The 24566-nt window shown below is 73.7% G+C and carries 20 protein-coding genes, 1 other RNA gene, 2 pseudogenes and 1 riboswitch; of the genes and pseudogenes, 6 read left to right on the top strand and 17 right to left on the bottom strand.

Annotated features, from left to right (window positions below):
- Position 1: 1 nt before the first annotated feature.
- The 11 genes and pseudogenes from hisB to G7075_RS08010 form a co-directional block, all read right to left on the bottom strand.
- Positions 2-616 carry an imidazoleglycerol-phosphate dehydratase HisB gene (gene hisB / locus G7075_RS07970; protein ID WP_166120690.1) on the bottom strand — a complete coding sequence of 205 codons (615 nt, stop codon included), beginning with the start codon at positions 614-616 and terminating at the stop codon, positions 2-4.
- Positions 613-1740, bottom strand: a complete 1128-nt coding sequence (locus tag G7075_RS07975) for a histidinol-phosphate transaminase (protein ID WP_166120693.1) — start codon at positions 1738-1740, stop codon at positions 613-615. The genes hisB and G7075_RS07975 overlap by 4 nt, the downstream gene beginning before the upstream one ends.
- Positions 1741-1831: 91 nt before the next feature.
- Complete coding sequence (locus G7075_RS07980; RefSeq protein ID WP_240917977.1) at positions 1832-2878, bottom strand: ribonucleotide-diphosphate reductase subunit beta; 1047 nt, start codon at positions 2876-2878, stop codon at positions 1832-1834.
- Positions 2875-5304: a ribonucleoside-diphosphate reductase subunit alpha gene (locus G7075_RS07985; RefSeq protein WP_166120696.1), complete on the bottom strand. Its 2430-nt coding sequence runs from the start codon at positions 5302-5304 to the stop codon at positions 2875-2877. The genes G7075_RS07980 and G7075_RS07985 overlap by 4 nt, the downstream gene beginning before the upstream one ends.
- 151 nt (positions 5305-5455) lie before the next feature.
- Positions 5456-5670: riboswitch (cobalamin riboswitch) on the bottom strand.
- 136 nt (positions 5671-5806) lie between these two features.
- Positions 5807-6397: a TIGR03086 family metal-binding protein gene (locus G7075_RS07990; RefSeq protein WP_166120698.1), complete on the bottom strand. Its 591-nt coding sequence runs from the start codon at positions 6395-6397 to the stop codon at positions 5807-5809.
- Between the two features lie 82 nt (positions 6398-6479).
- Positions 6480-7829: a histidinol dehydrogenase gene (gene hisD / locus G7075_RS07995; protein ID WP_166120701.1), complete on the bottom strand. Its 1350-nt coding sequence runs from the start codon at positions 7827-7829 to the stop codon at positions 6480-6482.
- Between the two features lie 59 nt (positions 7830-7888).
- Positions 7889-9739 (bottom strand): bifunctional [glutamine synthetase] adenylyltransferase/[glutamine synthetase]-adenylyl-L-tyrosine phosphorylase, encoded by a 1851-nt coding sequence (locus tag G7075_RS22640; protein ID WP_371814206.1) that lies wholly within the window; start codon positions 9737-9739, stop codon positions 7889-7891.
- A gap of 227 nt (positions 9740-9966) precedes the next feature.
- A pseudogene (locus G7075_RS22645) lies at positions 9967-10674 on the bottom strand (bifunctional glutamine-synthetase adenylyltransferase/deadenyltransferase); the annotation flags it as partial.
- Positions 10675-10733: 59 nt separating this feature from the next.
- Positions 10734-10877, bottom strand: coding sequence for a hypothetical protein (locus tag G7075_RS22650; protein ID WP_371814207.1), 144 nt, complete (start codon positions 10875-10877; stop codon positions 10734-10736).
- Positions 10878-10887: 10 nt separating this feature from the next.
- A complete protein-coding gene (gene glnA / locus G7075_RS08005) occupies positions 10888-12225 on the bottom strand; it encodes a type I glutamate--ammonia ligase (RefSeq protein ID WP_166120704.1) in 1338 nt (445 codons plus the stop codon).
- Positions 12226-12337: 112 nt separating this feature from the next.
- A complete protein-coding gene (locus G7075_RS08010; protein WP_205860651.1) occupies positions 12338-14665 on the bottom strand; it encodes an immune inhibitor A domain-containing protein in 2328 nt (775 codons plus the stop codon).
- Between the two features lie 330 nt (positions 14666-14995).
- Here G7075_RS08010 and panB point away from each other — a divergent pair.
- Positions 14996-15870, top strand: a pseudogene (gene panB, locus G7075_RS08015) (3-methyl-2-oxobutanoate hydroxymethyltransferase).
- A 38-nt stretch (positions 15871-15908) separates the two neighbouring features.
- Positions 15909-16556, top strand: a complete 648-nt coding sequence (locus tag G7075_RS08020; RefSeq protein ID WP_166120712.1) for a bifunctional 2-polyprenyl-6-hydroxyphenol methylase/3-demethylubiquinol 3-O-methyltransferase UbiG — start codon at positions 15909-15911, stop codon at positions 16554-16556.
- Between the two features lie 3 nt (positions 16557-16559).
- On the opposite strand, the gene G7075_RS08025 is transcribed toward G7075_RS08020, so the two are convergent.
- A complete protein-coding gene (locus tag G7075_RS08025; protein ID WP_166120715.1) occupies positions 16560-16754 on the bottom strand; it encodes a methionine aminopeptidase in 195 nt (64 codons plus the stop codon).
- Between the two features lie 44 nt (positions 16755-16798).
- Between G7075_RS08025 and map the strand changes: the two genes are divergently transcribed.
- Together map and ppgK are read left to right on the top strand one after the other, a co-directional pair.
- Positions 16799-17671 carry a type I methionyl aminopeptidase gene (gene map, locus G7075_RS08030; RefSeq protein ID WP_166120718.1) on the top strand — a complete coding sequence of 291 codons (873 nt, stop codon included), beginning with the start codon at positions 16799-16801 and terminating at the stop codon, positions 17669-17671.
- On the top strand, positions 17668-18447 hold the full coding sequence (gene ppgK, locus G7075_RS08035) for a polyphosphate--glucose phosphotransferase (protein WP_166120721.1): 780 nt from the start codon (positions 17668-17670) through the stop codon (positions 18445-18447). The genes map and ppgK overlap by 4 nt, the downstream gene beginning before the upstream one ends.
- Positions 18448-18456: 9 nt before the next feature.
- Here the strand turns inward: ppgK and G7075_RS08040 are convergent, their stop codons facing one another.
- The 5 genes from G7075_RS08040 to G7075_RS08060 all read right to left on the bottom strand — a co-directional run bounded on the left by G7075_RS08040 (position 18457) and on the right by G7075_RS08060 (position 22677).
- A complete protein-coding gene (locus tag G7075_RS08040) occupies positions 18457-19113 on the bottom strand; it encodes an MBL fold metallo-hydrolase (RefSeq protein WP_166120724.1) in 657 nt (218 codons plus the stop codon).
- 53 nt (positions 19114-19166) lie between these two features.
- Complete coding sequence (locus G7075_RS08045; RefSeq protein WP_166120726.1) at positions 19167-19853, bottom strand: B12-binding domain-containing protein; 687 nt, start codon at positions 19851-19853, stop codon at positions 19167-19169.
- Between the two features lie 114 nt (positions 19854-19967).
- An RNA gene (gene rnpB / locus G7075_RS08050) (RNase P RNA component class A) lies at positions 19968-20348 on the bottom strand.
- A gap of 21 nt (positions 20349-20369) precedes the next feature.
- Positions 20370-21134 (bottom strand): peptidylprolyl isomerase, encoded by a 765-nt coding sequence (locus G7075_RS08055; protein ID WP_166120729.1) that lies wholly within the window; start codon positions 21132-21134, stop codon positions 20370-20372.
- Positions 21135-21231: 97 nt separating this feature from the next.
- Positions 21232-22677, bottom strand: coding sequence for an RNB domain-containing ribonuclease (locus G7075_RS08060; RefSeq protein ID WP_166120732.1), 1446 nt, complete (start codon positions 22675-22677; stop codon positions 21232-21234).
- 33 nt (positions 22678-22710) lie between these two features.
- Here G7075_RS08060 and G7075_RS08065 point away from each other — a divergent pair, with 33 nt between their 5' ends.
- Complete coding sequence (locus G7075_RS08065; RefSeq protein ID WP_166120735.1) at positions 22711-23457, top strand: YaaA family protein; 747 nt, start codon at positions 22711-22713, stop codon at positions 23455-23457.
- Positions 23454-24551 carry an SLC13 family permease gene (locus tag G7075_RS08070; protein WP_166120738.1) on the top strand — a complete coding sequence of 366 codons (1098 nt, stop codon included), beginning with the start codon at positions 23454-23456 and terminating at the stop codon, positions 24549-24551. Before G7075_RS08065 ends, G7075_RS08070 begins: the two co-directional genes overlap by 4 nt.
- The last annotated feature ends 15 nt before the right edge of the window (positions 24552-24566 follow it).

Here is a 24566-nt window from a genome sequence, read left to right on the forward strand (position 1 = left end):
GTTAGAGCGCACCCTTCGCACTCGGCACGCCCTCGACGCGCGGGTCGCGGGCGACCGCGGCTCGCAGGGCGCGCGCGAGCGCCTTGAACTGGGCCTCGACGACGTGGTGCGGGTCGCGGCCCGAGAGCACGCGGACGTGGAGGGCGACCTGGGCGTGGAAGGCGAAGGACTCGAGGACGTGACGCGTCAGCGACCCGATGTAGTGCCCGCCGATGACGACGTGCTCCTGGCCGGCCGGCTCGCCCTCGTGGACGCAGTACGGACGGCCGGCGACGTCGACGACGGCCTGTACGAGCGCCTCGTCGAGCGGCACCGTGGCGTCACCGAAGCGGGAGATGCCCGACTTGTCGCCGAGGGCCTCGCGCACGGCCTGCCCGAGGACGATCGCGACGTCCTCGACGGTGTGGTGCGCGTCGACGTCGGTGTCGCCCGTGGCGGTGACCGTGAGGTCGAGGAGCGAGTGCTTCGCGAGCGACAGGAGCATGTGGTCGTAGAACGGGACCCCGGTGCTCACCTCGCCGCGCCCCGTGCCGTCGAGGTCGACGGTCACCTCGACGGTGCTCTCGGACGTGGCCCGGCGCACCGTGGCGGTGCGGTGGGTCTCGGCGGTGCTCACGAGGCTGCTCCTGCGTGGGTCGGGACGAGGGCGGCGAGGGCGTCGAGGAAGGCGGTCGTCTCCTCCGGCGTCCCGGCCGTGACACGAAGATAGTGCGCGATGCCGACGTCACGGACGAGGACGCCCCGGTCGAGCAGCGCCTGCCACGTCACGTGGCTGTCGGCGAGCCCCCCGAAGAGGACGAAGTTGGCGTCGCTCGGCACGGGGTCGAGCCCGAGGGCGGTGAGCTGCTCGACGATGCGGTCGCGCTGGTGCTTGACGACGTCGACCGTGTCGAGCATGAGGTCGGCGTGGGCGAGGGCCGCCCGCGCGACGGCCTGCGTGGGGGTCGACAGGTGGTACGGCATCCGGACCAGCCGTAGGGCATCGGTGAGGGCCGTGTCGGCGGCGAGGTAGCCGAGCCGTCCGCCGGCCAGCGCGAAGGCCTTGCTCATCGTGCGGGTGACCACCAGCCGGGGCCGGCCCGCCAACAGGGTCAGGGCGCTCGGCGTGCCGGGGCGGGCGAACTCGGCGTAGGCCTCGTCGACGACGACCAGCGCGCCGTCGGCCGCGTCATGCACCGCCACGACGACGTCGAGGTCGAGCGCCGTGCCCGTCGGGTTGTTCGGCGAGCAGAGGAACACGACGTCCGGACGGTGGCGGCGCACCTGCTCGACGGCCGAGGCGGCGTCGAGGTCGAACGCGCCGGCGCCGTCGACGCCGCGCATCCCGTCGACCCAGGCGGTGCCCGTGGTCGTCGTGATGATCGGGTGCATCGAGTAGGCCGGGGTGAAGCCGAGGGCCGTGCGCCCCGGGCCGCCGAAGGCCTGCAGCAGGTGGAGGAGCACCTCGTTCGAGCCGTTGCCGGCCCACACCTGCTCGGCGGTGACGGCCGTGCCGCTGCGCGAGAGGTAGGCCGCGAGGTCCTCGCGCAGGGCGGTGAACTCGCGGTCGGGGTAGCGGTTGAGCCCCCGGGCCGCCTCCTCCACCGCGCAGGTCATCGCCGCGACGACCACGTCGGGGACCGGGTAGGAGTTCTCGTTGGTGTTGAGGGCCACCGGGACGTCGAGCTGCGGTGCGCCGTAGGCGGTCCGGCCCCGCAGGTCGGCGCGCAGCATCGAGTCGACGGTGGCGCGCGCATCCATGCCGGTGAGTCTAGAGAGCCGGGCGCGCGGGGGCGCGGGGCGACCATCGTCCGGCCGCCGCCGCGCCCCCGTGGGCACCGTGCGCCCGGGTCTAGAAGTCGTCGTCGAAGGTCACCCGGCCGCCGACGCCGACCTGGTAGGCCGACACCCGTCGCTCGAAGAAGTTCGACAGCTCCTGGACGTCCTGCAGCTCCATGAAGGCCAGCGGGTTCGCTGACCCGTACCGCGGGGCGAACCCCAGCCGCTCGAGCCGCCGGTCGGCGACGTGCTCGAGGTAGGCGCGCATGTCGGCGCTGGAGAGCCCCGCCACTCCCCCGCCGAGCAGGTCCTCGGCGAACTGCGCCTCGGCGTCGACGGCCTCGCCGAGCATCCGCCGCACGTCGGCCTCGAAGGCGTCGTCGACGAGGTCGGGCTCCTCCTCGCGGGCGGTGTCGAACACGTCGAAGGCGAAGGCCATGTGCATCGACTCGTCGCGGAAGACCCAGTTCGTGCCGGACGCCAGGCCGTTGAGCAGCCCGCGCGAGCGCAGGAAGTACACGTACGCGAAGGCGCCGTAGAAGAACAGGCCCTCGATGCACGCGGCGAAGCAGACGAGGTTGAGCAGGAAGGTCCGCCGGTCCTCGCGGGTCTGCAGCGTGCGCAGGTCGGCGAGGCTGTCGATCCACCGGAAGCAGAAGTCGGCCTTGGCCTTGATCGACGGGATGTTCTCGACGGCCGCGAACGCCTCGTGCCGCTCGACCTCGTCGGGGACGTAGGTGTCGAGGAGGGTCAGGTAGAACTGCACGTGCACCGCCTCCTCGAACAGCTGCCGGGAGAGGTAGAGCCGGGCCTCGGGGGCGTTGACGTGCTCGTAGAGGTTGAGCACGAGGTTGTTCGCGACGATCGTGTCGCCGGTCGCGAAGAAGGCCACGAGCCGGGTCACGAGGTGCTGCTCCGCCGGGCTGAGCCGGTGCAGGTCGGCGAGGTCGGAGTGCAGGTCGACCTCCTCGACGGTCCAGGTGTTCTTGATGGCGTCGCGGAAGCGGTCGTAGAAGTGCGGGTAGCGCATCGGCCGCAACGTCAGGCTCATCCCCGGGTCGAGGAGCAGCGGGGTGGTGGTGGGGGTGCTCGTGGTCGTGGTGCTCGTCGGGGCGGTCACTGGCAGGCCTCGCAGCTCTCGGGGTTCTCGAGCGAGCAGGCGAGGGCCTCCTCGTCGGTGGGGACGGGTGTGGTGGGAACGGCTGCGACGGAACGGGTCTCGGCCACCGTCGCCTGCTGGATGCGGGTCGCCGGGCGGGAGCGCAGGTAGTACGTCGTCTTGAGCCCCGACTTCCACGCGTGCAGGTACATCGAGGACAGCTTCCCGATCGTCGGGCTGGCCATGAACAGGTTGAGCGACTGGCTCTGGTCGACGTAGGGCTGGCGGGCGGCGGCCATCGCGATGAGGGCCCGCTGCGGCAGCTCCCACGCGGTGCGGAACAGCGTGCGGACGTCGTCGGGCAGCTCGGTGAGGCCCTGCACGGACCCGTCGGCCCGCTTGACGGCGTCGCGCGTCGCCGGGGTCCACAGCCCGCGGTCCTTGAGCTCGCTCACGAGGTGGCCGTTGACCTGGAGGAACTCGCCCGACAGGGTCTCGCGCTTGAAGAGGTTGGAGACCTGCGGCTCGATGCACTCGCCACAGCCGGCGATCGAGGCGATGGTCGCCGTCGGGGCGATGGCCACGACCAGGCTGTTGCGCAGGCCGTGCTCGGCGACGTTCTCGCGCAACCGGTCCCACCGCTCGGGCTGGGTCGGAACGGCGTCGAAGTGGTCGGGGTGCAGGACACCGCGTGCCGCGCGCGTGCGCCGGAAGGCCGGGTGCGGACCGCTGACGGCGGCGAGCTCGCTGGAGCGCTCGAGCGCGGTGAGCAGCACCTCCTCGGCGATGCGGGTCGAGAGGTCGAGGGCCTCCGGGGAGTCGAAGGGCAGCCGGAGCGCGAAGAGCACGTCCTGCAGCCCCATGTACCCGAGCCCGACCGGGCGCCAGCGCGGGTTCGACGCCGCCGCCTGCTCGCTCGGGTAGTAGTTGACGTCGACGACCCGGTCGAGGAAGGTCACGGCCGTCCGGACGGTGGCGCGCAGCTTCTCCCAGTCGACGTCGGTGCGGTCGGCCGTGAGGTGCCTCGAGAGGTTGACCGACCCGAGGTTGCAGACCGCCGTCTCGTCGTCGCTGCTCACCTCGAGGATCTCGGTGCAGAGGTTCGACAGGTGCACGACCTGGCCCGGCTCGGCGGTCTGGTTGCAGGCCCGGTTGGCGGCGTCCTTGAACGTCATCCAGCCGTTGCCGGTCTGCGCGAGCGTGCGCATCATCCGGCCCCAGAGGTCGCGGGCGGGCACCTGCCGGACGACCCGGCCCTCGCGCTCGGCGGCGCGGTAGGCCTCGTCGAACTCCTCGCCCCACAGGTCGGTCAGTCCCGGCACCTCGCTCGGGTCGATCAGGCTCCACATCGCGTCGGCCTCGACCCGGCGGAGGAACTCGTCGGGCAGCCAGTTGGCGAGGTTGAGGTTGTGGGTGCGCCGGGCGTCCTCGCCGGTGTTGTCGCGCAGCTCGAGGAACTCCTCGACGTCCGGGTGCCACGGCTCGAGGTAGACGCACGCGGCACCCTTGCGGCGGCCGCCCTGGTTGACGGCGGCGACGGACGCGTCGAGGGTCCGCAGCCACGGGACGATGCCGTTGCTCGTGCCGTTGGTGCCGCGGATCAGGGCTCCGCGCCCGCGCACCCGGCTGAACGCGATGCCGATGCCGCCCGCGAACTTCGACAGGCGCGCGACCTGCTGGTAGCGCTCGTAGATGGAGTCGAGCTCGTCGCGCGGGCTGTCGACGAGGTAGCACGAGCTCATCTGCGTGTGCCGCGTGCCGGAGTTGAAGAGGGTCGGGCTGCTCGGCAGGTAGTCGAGCCGGGCCATCAGCCGGTAGAGCTCGAGCGCCTCGCGGGTGCTCGTCGCCAGGCCGCAGGCGACCCGGAGCAGGAAGTACTGGGGCGTCTCGAGGACGAGCCGGGTCGTCGGGTGGCGCAGCAGGTAGCGGTCGCAGACGGTGCGCAGCCCGAAGTACTCGAAGAGGCGGTCGTTGGCCGGGTCGACGGCGCGGTCGAGCTTGACGGCGTTGGCCCCGACGAACTCGGCCGTGGCGTCGCCGATCAGCCCCTCGGCGTGGCCGAGCGCGACGGACTGGCTGAAGGAGGCGATGCCGTGGCCGCGCACCTCCTTGTCGACGTAGCCGGCGAGCAGCCGGGCGGCGAGGCGGGAGTACTCCGGCTCCTCGCCGATGAGCTCGGCGGCGGTGCGGATGGACAGCCGGTCGAGCTCGGCGGTCGTCGCACCGTCGTAGAGGCCGCTGATGGTGCGGGTCGCGACGCGCAGCGGGTCGACCTCGTCGAGGCCGTCGCTGACCCGCTCGACGGCGCGCACGATCTTCGTGACGTCGACGGGCTCGGTGTCGCCGTTGCGCTTGCGCACCTGCATCGCGGTGCGGTGGGCGGTCGGTGCCTCGGGGGCGCCGGGGGTGGTGATCGCCGGGGCGGGGCCCTCGGTCGTGGTCGTCATGCTCTCTCCTCGCGAGCTCGCTGGACCTGCCGCGGGCGCGCGAGGGGTGACGAGACGAGGGGACGCCGGGGCGACCGGCACGCTGGCCGGCACCCGAGGACCGCCTGCTCCCGTCGGCCGTCCCACGCGACCGCGAAAGGTGCCGCACCCGGGCGGGCACGGCGCGACTGGCAGGTCTTCGGACTCGTGGGCCCGGCTGGCGCCGCCTACTGCCCGTCGCTTCCCAGGTGCTTCGCGCACCCAGTGCTTCCTGACGGGGGTCGTTCCCACTCACCGCTGCGGGGCAGTCCCGGAGTTCCACCGGGTTCCCTCTTGCCCCTCTCACCACCCGGGGGCGGCTCGAGGACCAGCTGCGAGAGACACCATATGTGGGGGCGCCGACGGCATCCGGGACCCACATGTCGTGGCGTGTCGCTCTCCGCGCCCCTCCGGTCCCGGCGATCTGCGCCCCTCCCCCGCGACCGCACCCGGACCCGCGCACATCGCACGGACGCCGGCTCTGTCAGGCGGCGGGTGGGGCCCAGCGCGGGTCGCGGCCGGCGAGCGCCAGCACGCGCTCGAACGCGGTCGCGCCGTCCGGCACGGCCAGCGCCGCGCCGAACATCCCCTCCCGCTGGGCGGCGGCCTGCTCGGGGTCCTCCGGGGGCGTGACGATCGGCAGCACCGCCTCGGCCTCGGCGTCCGACGGCTCGTAGGCCCGGCCCGTGGCCGCGGCGAGGTCCCAGCCGTGGAGCAGGACCTCGTCGAGGGCGATGACCCCGCACACCTCCCCCGGCAGCTCGACCCCGCCGGCGCGCGTCATCCCCGTCCACGCCTCGGGTGCCGTCCACGCCGCCCCCAGCTCGTCCAGCCGAGCGACCAGCTCGTTGCGCCAGCCGTCGGGCAGCGGGCCCTCGACCGGCGCCGGCGGGGTACCTGTCGTCGGCCCGTCGACCTTCCCCGCCGCGTCGCGGAAGGCCACGGTCAGGCCGAGCAGGTGGTGCAGCAGGCCGGTGACGTCGGGACCCATCGGGGTCGGCGCGGCGAGCTGCTCCTCACGGACGTGCGGCAGCAGGGCGCCCACCCGCGTGGTGGCGGGACGGAGGTCGATCACGGCGTGCTCCTCGGGTCGTCGAGGGCGGGCCGGTCGACCCGCTCCGTCAGGTCCGACCGGGGAACGGCGCCGAACTCATCGGTCAGGCGCCCGGCTCGACCTCGGGGACGCGGGCCAGGACGGCCTCACCGTGCCCGGGCAGGTCCTCGGCCCGGGCGAGCGTCACCACGTGCCCGCCGACCTCGCGCAGCGCGACCTCGTCGTACTCGACGACGTGGATGCCGCGGAGGAAGGACTGCACCGACAGGCCGCTGCTGTGGCAGGCGCAGCCACCGGTGGGCAGCACGTGGTTGGAGCCGGCGCAGTAGTCGCCGAGGCTGACCGGCGCCCAGGTGCCGACGAACACCGCGCCGGCGTTGCGGACCCGGGCCGCGACCCCGGCGGCGTCGACGGTGTGGATCTCGAGGTGCTCGGCGGCGTAGGCGTTGACGACGTCGAGCCCGACCTCGAGGTCGTCGACGAGCACGACGGCCGACTGCTGCCCGGCGAGCGCGGTGGCCACCCGCTCGGTGTGCTTGGTCGCCGCCACGCGACGGACCAGCGCCGACTCGACCGCCTCCGCGAGCTCGACGCTGTCGGTGACGAGCACGGCCGCGGCCAGCGGGTCGTGCTCGGCCTGGGACACGAGGTCGGCGGCGACGTGCTCGGCGTCGGCGGCGGCGTCCGCCAGGACGGCGATCTCGGTGGGGCCGGCCTCGGAGTCGATGCCGATGATGCCCTTGAGCAGGCGCTTGGCCGCGGCGACGTAGATGTTGCCGGGGCCCGTGACCAGGGCCACCGGCTCGCAGGTCTCCTCCCCCTCGTCGAACCCGTACGCGAACGCGGCGACGGCCTGCGCCCCGCCCATCGCGTAGACCTCGTCGACGCCGAGCAGGTGGCACGCGGCGAGGATGGTCGGGTGCGGCCAGCCGTCGTGGTCGCGCTGGGGCGGGCTCGCGACGGCCAGGCTCGGCACGCCGGCGAGCTGGGCCGGCACGACGTTCATCACGACGCTGCTCGGGTAGACCGCGAGGCCCCCGGGCACGTAGAGGCCGACCCGGTCGACGGGCACCCAGCGCTCGGTGACCGTGCCGCCGTCGGCGACCCGGGTCGTCGTGTCGGTGCGACGCTGGTCGGCGTGCACGAGCCGGGCACGGCGGATCGACTCCTCGAGGGCGGCGCGCACGGCCGGGTCGAGGGTGTCGACGGCGGCGGCGAGGACGGAGGCCGGGACGCGCAGCGACGCGGGCCGCACGCCGTCGAAGCGCCAGGCGGCGTCGAGGAGGGCGGCGGAGCCCCGGTCGCGGACGTCCTCGACGATGGGCCGCACGGTGCCGAGGGCGGCCTCGACGTCGAACTCGGCCCGGGGCAGGGCGGCCCGCAGCTCGCGCAGACCGGGCCGGCGGCCGCGCAGGTCGAGCCGGGGGATGACGCGGGTCGGGCTCTCGGACATGCCCGCCAGTCTAGGTTTCGGTCCCGACCCGCCGTCGCCGGGTGTCGACGGCCGAACGCTCAGCCGTCGAAGAACTCGGCCTCGAAGGCGCCGCGGGCCCGGCGCGCCACCCGGCGGTACCGCTCCCCGAGGGCCTCAGCGGTGTGCGTGTCCATGCCGAGGATGCGCGACACCCCGTCGGCGTCGCGGTCGGAGGACGGCACGGCCTCTACCCCCTTGCCACGGAACAGGACCCCGGCGTTGCGCATCGTCGACGCGAGCCGCCACGACGCCGACAGCGCCGCCGCGTGCTCGGCCTCGATGAGCCCGAGCTCCTCGGCGGCCGCGAGGCCACCGAGGGTCGACGGTGTGCGCAGGGCGGCGTGCTCGCCCGCGTGGCAGAGCTGGAGCAGCTGGACGACCCACTCGACGTCGGAGAGCCCGCCGTGCCCGAGCTTGAAGTGGGTCTTGCGGTCGGCGCCGCGCGGCAGCCGTTCGGACTCCATCCGCGCCTTGAGCGTGCGGATCTCGCGGACCTGGCCCGCGGTCAGGCCACCCGGGGGCCAGCGCAGGGGCGCCACGAGCTCGACGAACTCCTCGGCGAGCCCGGCGTCCCCGGCGACCGGCGTGGCCCGCAGCAGCGCCTGGGCCTCCCAGACGAGCGACCAGCGCGCGTAGTACTCCCGGTAGGAGGCCAGCGAACGCACGAGCGGGCCGTTCTTGCCCTCCGGGCGCAGCGAGGCGTCGACGTCGAGCACGGGGTCGGGCCCGTTGCGCCCGAGCAGCCCGATGAGCCGCTTGACCACCTCGAGCGCCTGGCCCTGTGCCGCGGCCTCGTCGACCCCGGGCACCGGGTCGTGGACGAACATGACGTCGGCGTCGGAGCCGTACCCCTGCTCGCCGCCCCCGAGCCGGCCCATGCCCACGACGAGCAGGCGGGTCAGCGGCTCGTCGTCGCCGGCGACCTCGCGCAGGCAGACCTCGAGGGTCACCTCGAGCAGGGCCGCGGTGAGGTCGGTCATCGCCTCGCCCAGCCCGCCGAGCGTCACCAGCCCCTGGAGGTCGGCGACGGCGATGCGGAACAGCTCGGAGCGGCGGATGGTGCGCGCCGCCAGCACGGCCGACTCGGCGTCGTCCTTGCGCCCCGCCGCCGAACGCATGCGGCGCAGCACGTCCTCGCGCGAGCGCGGCGTCATCGTGCCCGGGTCGCCGAGGAACTGGACGCACTCGGGCGCCTGCTCGAGCAGCGCCGCCGCGTACCGGCTGCGGGCGAGGGTGTGCGCCAACCGTTCTGCGGCCGAGCCCTCGTCCCGCAGCAGCCGCAGGTACCAGTGCGTCGAGCCCAGCTCGTCGCTGATCTTCCGGAACGCGAGCAGGCCGGCGTCGGGGTCGGCCTCGTCGGCGAACCACCCGAGCATCACGGGCAGCAGCTGGCGCTGGATGGACGAGCGCCGGCTCACGCCACCGGTCAGCGCCTCGAGGTGGCGCAGCGCGCCGGCGGGGTCGCGGAAACCCAACGCGGACAACCGTTCCCGAGCGGCCTCCGGGGTGAGGCGGACGTCCTGGTCGGACAGCCGGGCCACCGCCGAGAGCAGCGGCCGGTAGAAGATGCGCTCGTGCAGCCGGCGGACCTCGCGGCGCCGGGCGCGCCACTGCTCCTGCACGGCGGCGGCCGACGACGACCGGAGCCCGAGCGAGCGACCGAGCCGGCGCAGGTCGTCCTCGCCGGTGGGCATGAGGTGCGTGCGGCGCAGCCGGTGCAGCTGGATGCGGTGCTCGAGCGCCCGCAGGTACCGGTACGCGGCACCGAGCGTGGCGGCGTCCTCGCGTCCGATGTACCCGCCGGCCGAGAGCGCCTCGAGCCCCTCGAGGGTCGTCGCGGTGCGCAGCGACTCGTCGGCCCGGCCGTGGACGAGCTGGAGCAGCTGCACCGAGAACTCGACGTCGCGCAGCCCCCGGCCCCGAGCTTGATCTGGCGCTCGGCCTCGGCCTTGGGGATGTGCTCCTCGACGCGCCGGCGCATCGCCTGCACGTCGTCGACGAAGTTCTCGCGGGTCGAGGCCTGCCAGACCATCGGCTGCACGGCGTCGCAGTAGGCCCGTCCGACCTCGGTGTCGCCCGCGACCGGGCGGGCCTTGAGCAGCGCCTGGAACTCCCACGTCTTGGCCCACCGCTCGTAGTACGCGCGGTGGCTGGCGACGGTGCGCACGAGCGGCCCGTTCTTGCCCTCCGGGCGCAGCGCCGGGTCGACCTGCCACAGCGACCCCGCCCCCGTGGACGCCGAGCACAGCCGCATCAGCCGGGTCGCGAGGTCGGTGGCCACGGCCGTCGACTCCTCCTCCGCGACCCCCTCGGCCGGCTCGGCGACGAAGATGACGTCGACGTCGGAGATGTAGTTCAGCTCCCGCCCACCGGTCTTGCCCATCGCGACGACGGCCAGCCGCGTGCGGGCGGCCTCCTCCCCCACGTCCTCGCGCGCGATGCGCAGCGCCGCCTCGAGCGCGGCGGCCGCGAGGTCGGCCAGCGCCGCGGCAGCCGCGGGCAGCGCCTCGAGCGGGTCCTCGGCGGTCGTGTCGAGCGCGGCGATGCCGAGCAGCTGCTCGCGGTAGCCGACGCGCAGGGCGTCGGCCGGCGTCTGCGTCCCCGGCGACGTCACGGCCGCCACGAGCCGCTCGACCCGCTCGGACGCCGCGACCGGCCGGGCCTCGGTGACGGCGGTCCAGTGCTCGGGGTGGGCCACGAGGTGGTCGCCGAGCGCGGAGGAGGCGCCGAGCACCGCGAGCAGCCGGCGCCGGGCGGTCGAGTCGTCGCGCAGGGCCGTGACGACCGCGTCGCGCAGCCCCGGCACGGCCGCGGCCGACTCCATGAACCGGACGAGCCCGAGCAGCGCGCCGTCGGGGTCGGCGGCCCGGGACAGCCCCTCGCTCAGCCCCCGGCGTCGATCCGGTCGCGGGTGCCCGCGATGTCGCCGAGGACCGGGTCGTCGAGCAGCGCGTTGGCCCGGCGCGGGTCGGTGAACCCGAGCCGGGCGATCCCCGCGGGGACGGACTCGGGGGCGCGTGAGCTCACCGGCGCACCGTCACAGCGAGGGCAGGTAGCGCTCGAGCTCGAAGGCGGTGACCTGGTTGCGGTAGTCGGCCCACTCGGCGCGCTTGTTGCGCAGGAAGAAGTCGAAGGTGTGCTCGCCCAGGGTCTCGGCGACGAGCTCGCTGGACTCCATCACCTCGATGGCCTCGGACAGGCTCGCCGGCAACGGCCGGATGCCCATCGCGCGGCGCTCGCCGTCGGTGAGGCTCCACACGTCGTCCTCGGTCTCGGGCGGGAGGTCGTAGCCCTCCTCGATGCCCTTGAGCCCGGCGGCGAGCAGCACGGCGAAGGTCAGGTACGGGTTGCAGGCGGTGTCGATGCTGCGCACCTCGACCCGCGTGCTCTGGCCCTTGTCGGGCTTGTACATCGGCACCCGGACCAGGGCCGAGCGGTTGTTGTGCCCCCACGTGAGGTGGGCCGGTGCCTCTCCCCCGCCCCAGAGCCGCTTGTAGCTGTTGACCCACTGGTTGGTGACCGCGGCGGTCTCGGCGCCGTGGCGCAGCAGGCCGGCGATGAACTGCCGGCCGACCTTCGAGAGCTGGTAGGGCGCGCCGGGCTCGTGGAAGGCGTTGGTGTCGCCCTCGAAGAGCGACATGTGGGTGTGCATGCCCGAGCCCGGGTGCTCGGCGAACACCTTCGGCATGAACGTCGCGTAGATGCCCTGCTCGAGCGCGACCTCCTTGACGACGGTCCGGAAGGTCATGATGTTGTCGGCCGTCGTCAGGGCGTCGGCGTAGCGCAGGTCGATCTCGTTCTGCCCCGGGCCGCCCTCGTGGTGGCTGAACTCGACCGAGATGCCCATCGTCTCGAGCATCGTGATGGCCGCGCGGCGGAAGTCGGCGCTGCTGCCGTGCGGCGTGTGGTCGAAGTACCCCGAGGTGTCGATCGGCTCGGGGGTCTCGCCGCGGCGCCAGCCCTGCTCGAGGAGGTAGAACTCGATCTCGGGGTGGGTGTAGAAGGTGAAGCCCATGTCGGCGGCCTTCGACAGCGCGCGCTGCAGCACGTGGCGCGGGTCGGCCATGCTCGGGGTGCCGTCCGGAAGGGTGATGTCGCAGAACATCCGGGCCGTGCCGTTGGTGTCACCGCGCCAGGGCAGCACCTGGAAGGTCGAGGGGTCGGGCTTGGCGAGCATGTCGGCCTCGTAGACCCGGACGAACCCCTCGATCGCCGACCCGTCGAACCCGATGCCCTCGGCGAACGCCCCCTCGAGCTCGGCCGGCGCGATGGCCACCGACTTCAGCGTGCCGAGGACGTCGGTGAACCAGAGCCGGACGAACCGGATGTCGCGCTCTTCGATGGTGCGGAGGACGAACTCCTGCTGACGGTCCATGCACGGCATCCTGCCGCATCCGTGTGTCGCGCGCGTGACGCGCCGACGGGCGGCGGGCCGGAGGTGATCCTCCGACCCACCGCCCGTCGAGGGTGGTGCTGGTCCTCCCGCGTTACGGGGTGACCAGGCGGGTGTCGAAGCGGACGCGCACCGAGGTGCCGTTCTCCGACAGGACCCGGATCTTCGTCCCGCTGCCCGCGACGGTCACGCCGCCGGTGGGCTGGTCGGTCTTGAAGTACCGGGCGGGGTTGCTGTCGTCGAACAGCGGCTGGGCGTCCTGACCGCGGACGTAGCTCGCCCGGCCGGTCGTCGCGCTGTGCAGTGTGAACGAGTCGGCCTTCTGCAGCCCGAACGTGGCGTCGTACATCTGGATGCGCGGCCGCCAGGGCTGCCCGTCCAGGTTGTAGATCGTCCGCGGGTGGGCGTCGATCGGCAGCACGAGACCCTCACCGGGGTGCTGGCTCGTGTTGTTGTCCGACTGGGAGGTGTCCCAGAGCGAGATGAGCAGGCCGTCCTGGTACGGGAAGTGCTCGACGAAGTCCGGCTTGTTCGGGAACCCGAAGTTGTACGGGCCGGTCTTCAGGTACTTGTCGAACTTCACGTACTCGCGGTTGCTCGCGATGTAGTACCACGGGTAGCTCGCAGAGGACGCGGCACCGACGGCGGTGAAGCCGTCGAGCGTCCAGCCGTTGGCCCCGGACTCCGCGCCGTCCTCGAGGAGGACGGTGCTGCCGTTGGTGACCTTGATGGCGTCGACGAAGATGCCGGACGGGCGGTCGGGGTTCTGCCCCTGGGCCGCACCGTCGGTGGCGTAGCGGACCTGCAGCTTGACCGTCTTGCCGGCGTAGGCCGACAGGTCGAACGTCGCCGGGGTCCACGCGGCCTGGTCGCCGTCGATGGCGTTGCCCTCCGCGGCCTTCGTGATCGAGCCGGGGATGGCCTTGAAGCCGGTCCCGTCGTCGACCTCGACGAACGCGTAGTCACAGGCGTCCGGTCCGCAGTCCTCGATGTTCCAGCGAGCCTGGAACGACAGGGTCGTCGTCCCGGCCGGCACGGCCACCGAGCGGCCCATGGTGGCGGTGTAGTCGTCACCGGCACCCGAGTACCACTGCTTGGCGCCCGCGAACGGGGCCCCGAGCTCGGTGTCGACCTGCTTCTCCGGCAGCACCACGACGGCGGCCTGCGGCTTCTTCGAGTTGTACTCGTGCGGACCCATGTCGAGCACGCGGTTCTGCCCGGGGGCGATCACCTCGTAGTCGAGCCAGCCGAGCTGCAGCTTGTCCCAGGCGGACAGGTCAGCGGCCCGCGAGCCGATGGCGTTGTCACCGGGGGCGGAGACACGGCTCTGGGCCATGATGTTCCACCAGTTGACCGGGTTCTCGTTCGCCGACGACGGGCCCGAGGTGTCGTAGTGGTCCGGCAGGCCGAGGTCGTGGCCGAACTCGTGCGCGATGACCGAGAGACCACCGTTCTCGGGCTGGACGGTGTAGTCCGCGGCCCAGATCGAGCTCGTGCCGATCTGCGTGCCACCGAGGGCCGGGTACGGCGCCGCCTGGTTGGGCGTCTGGAAGGCGCGCCAGCGGTGCGACCAGATGGCGTCCTCGCCCTGGTACGGGTCACCGTCGGCCTGGTCGCCACCCGCGTGGATGATCTGCAGGTGGTCGATGTAGCCGTCGGGCTCGTTGAAGTTGCCGTCGCCGTCCTTGTCGTACCGGTCCCAGACGTCGTACTTCTTCAGCGTGGCGTTGATCTGCGCGTCGGTCTGCCCGGCGGCCTTCTGCTGGGCCACCCACGCGGCCATGCCGTCGCTGATGAGGTTCCAGGTGTTGCTGCACACGTTGCTCGCGCAGGGGTACCCGTCGCTGCGGCCGTAGCGCGCCTCGTTGTACTTCACCCGCACCGGCTCGGTGACCAGGCCGGAGACCGAGTAGCGGCCCGAGGACTGACGCTCGTAGTACTGGCGCATCGACTCGGTGCCCGTGACGGCACCGTTGCCGAAGTACAGGTCGTTGTAGTACGCCCGGTTGTACTTCGGGTTCCAGTCCGTGCTGTTGTCGACGGCACGGTTCGGCTCGGGGATCTGGTTGAACGCCGGGCCGTCGAAGCGGGTCGGGCCGGGGGTGTCCGGGTCGGTGTCCTGGTCCGGGTAGTTCGGGTGGCGCTCGTTGCCGAAGTCGACGAGGAGCACGAAGAGCTTGTCGGTGCTCTCCCGCGCCAGCTCGACGTACTGGTCCTTCTTCTTCGCCTTCTGTGCCGACCGGCCGTTCTTGGCGGCGGTGGCGGCGGACTCGGTCTGGCCGACCTTGACCACCGTGCTGCCGTTGACCTGCTGCGGCTTCGCCGTCCCCTGGAGCACCGAGGAGACGGCCTGCTCACGCAGGTCCGCCCTCTTGTCGGCGATCGGGTCGGGGAGGGAGTCGGACGGGGCGACCGTCGACACATCCCCGGACGGCGCGGATGGTGGGCTCGCGGCGAGCCCGGGGCCGGCGTATGCCGTCCCGAGCCCGGACGCCAGGGCTACGCTCAACAGCCCTACTGCGGTCTTACGCACGTGGTCCTCCTGCGGTGTGGTGTGTGGGACCGTGCAACCCCTGCGAGTAGCCGGGCAGCACTGTCACGGGACCCTAGACCGCTGTGGACCGGATGACGAGACACCGACCTTAAGGTTTTGGTCAAGTTCCGAGGGTGCGGTACAAGTCGGGCCCGTCACCCTCCGAGGACGCCCGGTGCCCTCCGAGCGCCCGGGCGCCGCGGGCCTACGATCGTCGCCATGAGCGAGTCCACGCCCGCCGCCCCCGCCCCGGAGACCACCGCCCCCTACGGCACGGGAGCCCAGGCCGCCCCCAGCGGCGGGTCCGGGTGCCCCACCTGCTCCAGATGAAGGAGCGCGGCGAGCGCTGGGCGATGCTCACCGCCTACGACATGTACACGGCCGAGATCTTCGACGAGGCCGGCATCCCGGTCCTGCTCGTCGGCGACTCGGCGGGCAACAACGTCTACGGCTTCGAGACCACGGTCCCCGTCACCGTCGACCACCTCGTCCCGCTCGTGCGCGCCGTCACGAGCGCCGCCCGACGGGCGATGGTCGTCGCCGACCTGCCCTTCGGTTCCTACCAGGCCAGCCCGCAGCAGGCCCTGGCCACCGCCACCCGCTTCATGAAGGAGGGGATGGCCCACGCGGTCAAGCTCGAGGGCGGCGCGGCGATGGTGCCCGAGGTCGAGCTGCTCGTGCGGGCCGGGATCCCCGTCATGGGCCACATCGGCTTCACCCCGCAGAGCGAGCACGTGCTCGGCGGGTACAAGGTGCAGGGCCGGGGCGCGGGTGCCGACAAGCTGCTCGCCGACGCCCTCGCCCTCGAGGCGGCGGGGTGCTTCGCCGTCGTCATGGAGATGGTGCCCGCCCCTGCGGCGGCCGAGGTGACCAGAACCCTGCGCATCCCCACCATCGGCATCGGCGCCGGGCCGCACTGCGACGCCCAGGTGCTCGTCTGGCAGGACATGGCCGGGCTGCGCGGCGGGCGCGCTCCCCGCTTCGTCAAGAAGTACGCCGACCTGCGCGGCGAGCTGCTGCGGGCGGCCGGCGCCTATGCCGGCGAGGTCGCCGACGGCAGCTTCCCCGCCGCCGAGCACTCGTTCGAGTCATGACGGGGAACCCGGGCCACGACTGGGAGCGTCCGAGTGGCATGTGGACCACCGGCCCGCCGCCCTCCCGTCCCGGCCCCCCGACCCGGTGGTCCGGCGTCCGGCACGGACCCGACGCGGCCCGCGCCTACCGCCAGCACTTCCTCGAGCTCGCGGAGCAGGGGGTCGACCTCCACGGGGAGGCCCGCTTCGTCACCGCCCTGGCCCCTCCGCCCTCGCGCGTCCTCGACGCCGGCTGCGGCTACGGCCGGGTGGCCGGCGAGCTGACCCGGCTCGGCCACTACGCCGTGGGCGTCGACGCCGACCCGGACCTCATCGCGCTCGCGCAGGAGGACCGGCGCACCCGGTACCTCGTGGCCGACCTCTCGACGCTCGACCTGCGCACCGAGCAGGAGTTCCACGTCGTCCTCCTGGCCGGCAACGTCGTGCCCTACCTCGCCGACGGCACGCTGCCCGCGGTCCTCGAGCGGCTCGCCGCGCACCTCGTGCCGGGCGGGCACCTCGTCGCGGGGTTCGCGCTCGACGGGTCGGTGCCGCCGGGGGCTGCCGCGGTCGACGTCCGCGACTACGACCGCTGGGCGCGGGCCGCGGGCCTGTCGTTCATCGGGCGCTGGTCGGGCTGGGACCGCGCGCCGTTCACGGCCGCGAGCGACTACGCGCTCAGCGTGCATCGCCTGCTCGGCGGCTGAGGGTCAGCCGGCCGGGGTCGAGCCCTTCTCGTCCCACTCGCGGTCCTCGGCGTCCCACTGCTCGGTCTTCTCGCGGGCGCTCTCGAGGGCGCGGGCCGCGGCCTCCTGAGAGTCGTAGGGGCCGAGGACGTTCGCGTCCTGGCTGCGCGTGTCGTCGGTCTCGACCTGGCCGCTGTCGACGTTGTACCAGTAAGGCATCTCGGGTTCTCCTTCGCCGGGGCGCTCTGCCTAGACTCCAACCTATGCCCTCGACCCACACGAGCGTCGCCCCCGGCGCGGTCTCGCCGCGGCGCCCGGTGCCCGCCACGATCGAGCGCCCCGAGTACGTCGACCGGCCCGCCCCCGCGCCGTACACCGGCCCCGAGGTCAAGGACGCCGACACGATCGAGCGGATGCGCGTCGCCGGCCGGGTCGCTGCCGACGCGATGGCCGCCGCGGCCGCCGTCATCGCCCCCGGTGTCACCACCGACGAGATCGACCGGGTCGGGCACGAGTACCTCCTCGACCACGGCGCCTACCCCTCGACGCTCGGCTACCGGGGCTTCCCGAAGTCGCTGTGCACGTCGGTCAACGAGGTCGTCTGCCACGGCATCCCCGACGACCGGCGGCTCGAGGACGGTGACGTCGTCAACATCGACATCACCGCGTACCTCGGTGGGGTGCACGGCGACACGGACGCCACGTACCTCGTCGGCGACGTCGACGAGGAGTCGCGGCTGCTCGTCGAGCGAACCCACGAGGCGATGATGCGCGGCATCCGCGCGGCCCGACCCGGACGCGAGATCAACGTCATCGGCCGGGTCATCGAGTCCTACGCCAAGCGGTTCGGGTACGGGGTCGTGCGCGACTTCACCGGGCACGGCATCGGCTCGGCGTTCCACAGCGGGCTGATCGTCCCGCACTACGACGCCGCGCCGTCCTACGCCACCGTCATCGAGGCGGGGATGACCTTCACCGTCGAGCCGATGCTCAACCTCGGCACCCACGAGTGGGAGATGTGGGACGACGGCTGGACGGTCGTCACGAAGGACCGGCGGCGGTCGGCGCAGTTCGAGCACACCGTCCTCGTCACCGAGGACGGCCCCGAGATCCTCACCCTGGGAGAGGCAGCATGAGCACCGGACACCCCCTCGGCATCGACGTCGGCGGCAGCGGCATCAAGGGCGCACCCGTCGACCTGGAGGCCGGCGACTTCGCCACGAAGCGGCTGCGCATCGAGACCCCCGCGGTCTCGACCCCGGAGGCGGTCTGCGAGGTCATCGCGCAGGTCGTCGACCACTTCGACGAGGTGCGCAGCGACTCCCCCATCGGTGTGACGATCCCCGGCGTCGTGCAGCACGGCGTGGTCAAGACCGCCGCGAACATCGACAAGTCGTGGATCGGCTGCGAGATCGAGAAGCTGCTCGAGGAGCGCCTCCAGCACGACGTCGTCGTCGTCAACGACGCCGACGCGGCCGGGGTCGGCGAGCTGAACTACGGCGCGGCCAAGGGCCACGACGGCGTCGTCATCGTCACGACGCTCGGCACCGGCATCGGCACGGCGATCTTCAACGACGGTGTGCTGGTGCCGAACTCGGAGCTCGGGCACATCGAGATCGACGGGTCCGACGCCGAGCCCCGCACCGCCAGCTCGGCGAAGACCCGCGAGGGGCTCAGCTACCCCGAGTGGGCCGAGCGGCTGCAGGCCTACTACCGCCACCTCGAGGACCTCATGTGGCCGGACCTCTTCGTCGTCGGCGGCGGGGTCTCCAAGGACGCCGACCAGTTCCTGCCGTTGCTCGACATCCGCACGCCGATCGTGCCGGCGCAGCTGCGCAACAAGGCCGGCATCATCGGTGCCGCCGTGCTCGCCACCGCGTCCCAGCGGCGGCACGGCAAGCACACCGGCTGAGCGGGCGGCCTACTCCCCCAGGCCGAACTCGACCGCGCCGCGCCCGGCGAGGTCGTGGATCTCGGTGTCCGGCGACCCGAGCCCGCGGGCCTGCCCGAGGTAGAGCTCGCGCCCGCGCGGTTGGAGCAGGCCGTCGTGCACCGGCATCGCGTGCCGCGGTGCCCACCGGCGCAGGAACGCGGTCATCTCGCGGCTGCGCTGCCACGGGGCCTGGAGCGGGAAGGCGAGGACGTCGACCTCGCCCGGCTCGGCGTCGAGGGCGTCGCCGGGGTGGAAGAACGACGGCTCGCCGTCGGCGTCGAGGCGCACGCCGACGTTGGGGATGCGCGGGATGTCGTCGTGGATCAGGGCGTGCAGCTCGCCGACCGGGGTGACGGTGACCGACCCGACGACCGTCGGCCCGTCGTGCGCCTGCGCGTCGATGCCGAGCCCGGCGAGCGTCTCGAGGCTGCCGGCGTCGGTGAGCACCCGGGCGCCGGGGTTGGCGGCGAGCAGCCCCGGCACGCGCTCGGGGTCGAGGTGGTCGGGGTGCTGGTGGGTGACGAGGACGGCGTCGAGGTCGCGCACCTCGGAGAAGCCCTCGGCGAAGGTGCCGGGGTCGATGAGCAGACGGGTGTCCGCCATCTCGAGGAGGACGCAGGCGTGGCCGAGGTGGGTGATCCGCATGGCCCCACGCTAGGCGCCGGGCCCGCGTGACGGAGGGACCGGTGTCGCCGGGCTCAGCCGACGGCGGGCTCGGCGTCCCCGCCGGCGGGCAGGAGGTCGTGGGCCGCGGGCCGCACGACGGCGTCGACGAGGGTGGCGGCGTCGACGAGGTCGTCGGGCAGCACCCGCACCTCGGGAGGCGCCTCGAGGAGCGCCTTGGCGCCCTCGCCCGCGACGAAGAGCGGCACCGAGCGGGCCAGCCGGGTCAGGGCGGGCAGCCGGGCCTCGAAGGCCGTGCGGCGCACCCCGGCGAGGACCACGGCGTCGGCGCGCAGGAAACGGACCGCCTCGGCGATGGCGGTCATCGGCGAGTTCGCGCCGAGGCTGACGACGCGCCACCAGCGGGCGTGGAGCATCGCGCCGAAGAGCTCGAGGGGCAGGTCGTGCAGCTCCCGTGGCGGGCAGGCGAGCACGACCGTGCGCGCCTGGGGGCCCTGGACGGGCAGCCGGAGCTCGCCGAGGACGCCGCGGAAGGCGCTGGAGACGAAGTGCTCGTGGACGACCCCGAGCCGGCCGGCCTCCCAGTCGTCGCCGACCTCGCGGAGCACGGGCATCATCACGCCGGTGACCGTGGCGTCGACCCCGGAGACGAGGAGTGCGTCGAGCAGGACCTCGCGGACGGTGGCGCCGTCGAGGTCGCGCGTCGCGGCCATCACGCGTCGGTGCGCGAGGTCGAGGTCGGTCGCGGGGTCGCTGCCCAAGGGTGCTCCTGGTCCGGGAGGGGTCTGGACCGTCCACCCTAACCGCCGACACCGTCGTCACCGGCCGCTCGGTGCAGAGCAAACCCGCTGGTCAGCGCGCCGTGGCGCGGGCGAGGGACGAGTCGGGCTGTAGGCCGGGTTCTGTCCCGCGCCGCCGTCGCCGGCGACGCGGTGACGGTCATCCATCTCGGGTGGCCGTTGCCGACCACCTCCAGCGCCCTACCCGTGTGCTCGGGCGGGCCGCCCTCGAACGCACACTGTCTGGGCTTGCTCCGGATGGGGTTTACCGAGCCGACCTGGTCACCCAGGCCGCTGGTGGTCTCTTACACCACCGTTTCACCCTTGCCGCCGGTGCTCGCGCACCGGTGGCGGTCTGTTCTCTGTGGCACTGTCCCGCGGGTCGCCCCGGGTGGCTGTTGGCCACCATCCTGCCCTTCGGAGCCCGGACCTTCCTCGGCGGTGGTTGCCCACCGACGCGACCGTCCGCCCGACTCGTCCGCTCCCAGTGTAGGGCGCTCAGCGGTGGGTCGTGGCCGACCGGATGAGCACCGGGCGGGCGGGGGCGCCGTCCTCCGGTGTCCCGTCGGTGCCGGGGTCGATGCCGCCCGCGGCGATGCGGTCGAGGACCCGCATCCCCGACTCGCTGACCCGGCCGAAGACCGTGTAGTCGGGACGCAGCCGGGAGTCCTCGTACACGAGGAAGAACTGGCTGCCGTTGGTGTCGGGGCCGGCGTTGGCCATGGCGATCGTCCCGCGCGGGTAGACCTTGCGGCTGCCGTCGGGGAACCCGGGCCAGTTCTCGAGGGCCCGGGCGGAGTCGAGCTCGTCGGCGAAGGAGTAGCCGGGGTCGCCGTTGCCGGTGCCGAGCGGGTCGCCGCACTGCAGCACCGACAGGGCGGCCGGCGGGGTGCGGTAGGCGGTGAGGCGGTGGCAGCGGGTGTCGTCGAAGTAGTCGCGCCGCACGAGGAAGGTGATGCTCTGGACGGTGCAGGGCGCCGCCCGCCGGTCGAGCATGAGCGGGATGGTGCCCTGGTTGGTGCGCAGGGTCACCCGCACGTGGCCGCGGTCGGGCGTCCGGCGCGGGTCCGGGGGCAGCCCGACCCACGTCGAGTACGTCCGGTCCTCGAGCGGCGTGTAGGCGCACGGCCCGCGCGTCGGGCCCTGGCTCGGACCGTGCCCGTGCCCGTGACCACCGGCGGGGGCGGCGGCCCCGGCGGCCGACGGGGCCAGGACGAGGAGGGCGGCGGACGCGGCGGCGGCGATGGCTGGACGGATGCGCATGGTGGGCTCCCTCGGTGGTCGGCGGCCGGGTGACGGCCGCTCGGCACGCTACCGACGGGGACGCAATGGCGCTCGTCGAGCGGGACGCGGGCGGCGCTCAGCGCACGAAGCGCACGGTGCTCCCGGCGACGTCGGCGACGTCGAGCCGCACCGTGACCGTCGACCCGAGGGCACCCCGGTCTCCGGAGACCTTCGCGAGGACCGGCAGGTCGACGAGCTGGACCTCCATCCCCTTCTCGAGGTGGTCGACGACAACGGCCTCGAACGGCTCACCCTCCCGGCCGGTGAGGACGGCGGCCTCGGCGGCGTCGGCGCAGGACCGCTCGGCGGCCCGCGCGGTGCGGTCGGAGGTGGTCATCAGCTCGGCGAGGTCGGGCAGGGCGGCGCGCACGGCGTCGGGCACCTCGGCGCCGCGCCCGAGCGCCTCGCAGACGACGAGGCCGAAGCGGTCGACGAGCCGGCGCAGGGGCGCGGTGACGTGGGCGTACGGCGCGGCGACGGCGGCGTGCTCGGGGTCGGCGGGTGCGGCACCGTCGAAGGCCGTGTACGACGCGCCCCGGAACAGCGAGGTCGCCTCGTGGATGAGGGCGAGGTGGCGCGGGTCGGTGCGGTCGAGGCCGCGCACGAGGTCGCCGTAGGGCACCTCCGGACGCCACTCGACCCCGAGCCCGTGGGCCGCCCGGCGAAAGCGCTCGATGGCGTCGGCGGTGGGCCCCGGCATCGTCCGGAGCACCCCGACCCCGCCGTCGAGCATCATCGACGCCGCGGCCATGCCGGTGAGCAGCGAGAGCTGGGCGTTCCACTCCTCCGAGGCCACGGGCGGGCGGAACTTGAGGGTGAAACCGCCGTCGGGGCGGGCGTCGACCTGCTGCTCGGGCATCGGGAGGCTGGCGCCGCCGCGCGCCCGCTCCTGGGCGACCCGACGCTCCCCCACCTCGCGCAGCAGCAGCAGGCGCTCGTCGGCGTGGCCGCCGTCGACCGCGGCCTGGACGCCGTCGTAGTCGAGCCGCTCGACGCTGCGGACCAGGGCCCGGTGCACCTCGGCAGAGGTGAGGACCCCCTCGCCGTCGAGGCGCAGGTCCCAGACGAACGCCGGCCGGACCTGGCCGGGCAGCAGGCTGCCGGCGTTCTCGGACAAGACGGGCGGGTGCAGGGGGACGCGCTCGTCGGGGCAGTAGACGGTCTGGCCGCGCTCGCGGGTGGTGCGGTCGAGCGCGCCCCCGAGGTGGACGAAGGCCGGGACGTCGGCGATGGCGTAGCGGACGCGGTGCCCGTCTCCGTCACGCTCGATGTGCAGCGCCTGGTCGAGGTCCATCGAGCCGGGCGGGTCGAGCGTCACGTACGGCACGTCGGTCTCGTCGGGGTGGCCACCGGCGGGTGGCTCGGCGGCGACCCGCTCGGCCTCGGCGAGGGCGTCGGCCGGGTACGGGCCGTCGATCCCGAGCTCGGCGCGGACGGCGCCGAACCGGTCGAGGAGGGCCTGGCGGACCGCGCTCGGGGTCTCGGCGTCGGTGGGGCGCAGCACGACCCTGGGATGCGGCATGGGCCCGACCCTAACCGTCCGTAGGCTGTGCCGGTGCTCATCCTGCTGCCGCCGTCGGAGACGAAGTGGAACCGCCCGCGCGGCGGTCCCGCCGACCCGGCGACGTGGTCCTTCCCCGAGCTCGGGCCGGTGCGCGAGGAGGTGGCGCGGGCGCTGTCGGGGGTCAGCGGCTCGCCCGACGCCGCAGCGGTCCTCGGGGTCTCGGAAGGGCTGCTCGACGAGGTCGCGCGCAACCTCGTGCTCGACACGCTGCCGGCCACGCCCGCGGCGCAGGTGTACACGGGCGTCCTCTACGACGCGCTCGACCTCGCCTCGCTCGACACCGCCGCCCGGCGCCGCGCCAACCGGTGGCTCGTCGTGGTCTCCGCCCTCCACGGCGCGGTCCGGCCCGCCGACCGGATCACCGCGTACCGGCTGTCGATGGGCGTGACGCTGCCCGGCACCGGTCCGCTCGCCCAGCGCTGGCGCCCGGCTCTCGACGGCCCGCTCACGGCCGCCGCCGGCAACGGCGCCGTCGTCGACTGCCGGTCGGCGGCCTACGCCGCGGCGTGGCGTCCGGGGCGCGACCTGGCCCACCGGTGGGTGCAGGTCCGGGTGCCCGGGGCCAGCCACATGGCCAAGCACACCCGCGGCCTCGTCGCCCGGCACCTCTGCGTCGAGGGCGTGGCCGCGCGGTCGGTGCGGGCCGTCGCGGAGGTCGTGGGCCGGGGCTTCGACACAGAGCTGCACGAGCCGGTCCGGGCGGGGGCTCCCTGGGTCCTCGACGTGGTCGTCCGGTGACGGGCGCCGACGCGCTGGCCCTCGCCGAGCGGCTCGCGCCCGTCGTCGTCTTCCTCCTGGCCATCACCGTCACGGCCGAGCTCGCCGAGCGGGCCGGCGTCTTCGACGTCGCCGGCCACGCGGTGGCCCGGGTCGGTGGCGGGCGGCGCTGGCTGCTCTGGGTGCTCTTCGCCGGGCTGGCCGTGCTCGCGACCATCGTGCTGTCCCTCGACACCACGGCCGTGCTGCTGACGCCCGTGGGACTGGCCATCGCCGCCCAGGTCGGGCTCGACCCGCGCCTGCTGGCCGTGACGACGCTGTGGATCGCCAACACCGGCTCCCTCCTCCTGCCGGTCTCGAACCTCACCAACCTCCTGGCGCTGCACACGCTCGAGGGGGCGGGCCTCGGGCACGGCGACTACGTCCGGATGGCGTGGGCGCCGGCGCTCGTGGCGGTGCTCGTCACGCTCGCGCTCGTCGCCGCCCTGCACACCCGGAGCCTGCGCGGACGCTACGAGGTGGCGCCCCCACCGGAGCCGCACGACGTGGTGCTGCTGCGCGTCGCGGCCGTCGTGTGCGTCGTGCTCGGTCCGCTCTTCGCGCTCGGCGCGCCGCCGTGGGCCGTGTCGCTCGTCTCGGCGGGGCTGCTGCTCGCGGTGACGTGGCGGCGGGACAGCCGCCTGCTGCGCGACCTGTCGGTGCCGTGGCTGATGGCCGCCGGGTTCGTCGCCATCTCCGTCGTCGTCGAGCTCTTCCAGCACCACGGGCTGGCCGACCTCGTGAGCCGCCTCGTCCCGTCCGGCACCGGCACCGGGGCCCTCGTGGCGATGGCCGCGGCGGGCGCCGGGCTCGCCAACCTCGTCAACAACCTGCCGGCCTACCTCGTGCTCGAGCCGGCCGCCGACGGGTCCGCGGCCCGCCTGCTCGCCCTGCTCGTGGGGACGAACGCCGGGCCCCTCGTCACACCCTGGGCCTCGCTCGCCACGCTGCTGTGGATCCAGCGCTGCCGTGCCCGCGGCGTCGTCGTGCCGTGGCGGTGGCTCGCGCCCGCCGGGCTGCTCTGCGCCGTGCTGGTCGTCGGCTCCTCGGCGCTGGCCCTCTCGGCCGCCGGCTGACCCAACCTTCGACAG

Source organism: Phycicoccus sp. HDW14 (assembly GCF_011383005.1).
In the GTDB taxonomy this organism is placed as follows: domain Bacteria; phylum Actinomycetota; class Actinomycetes; order Actinomycetales; family Dermatophilaceae; genus Phycicoccus.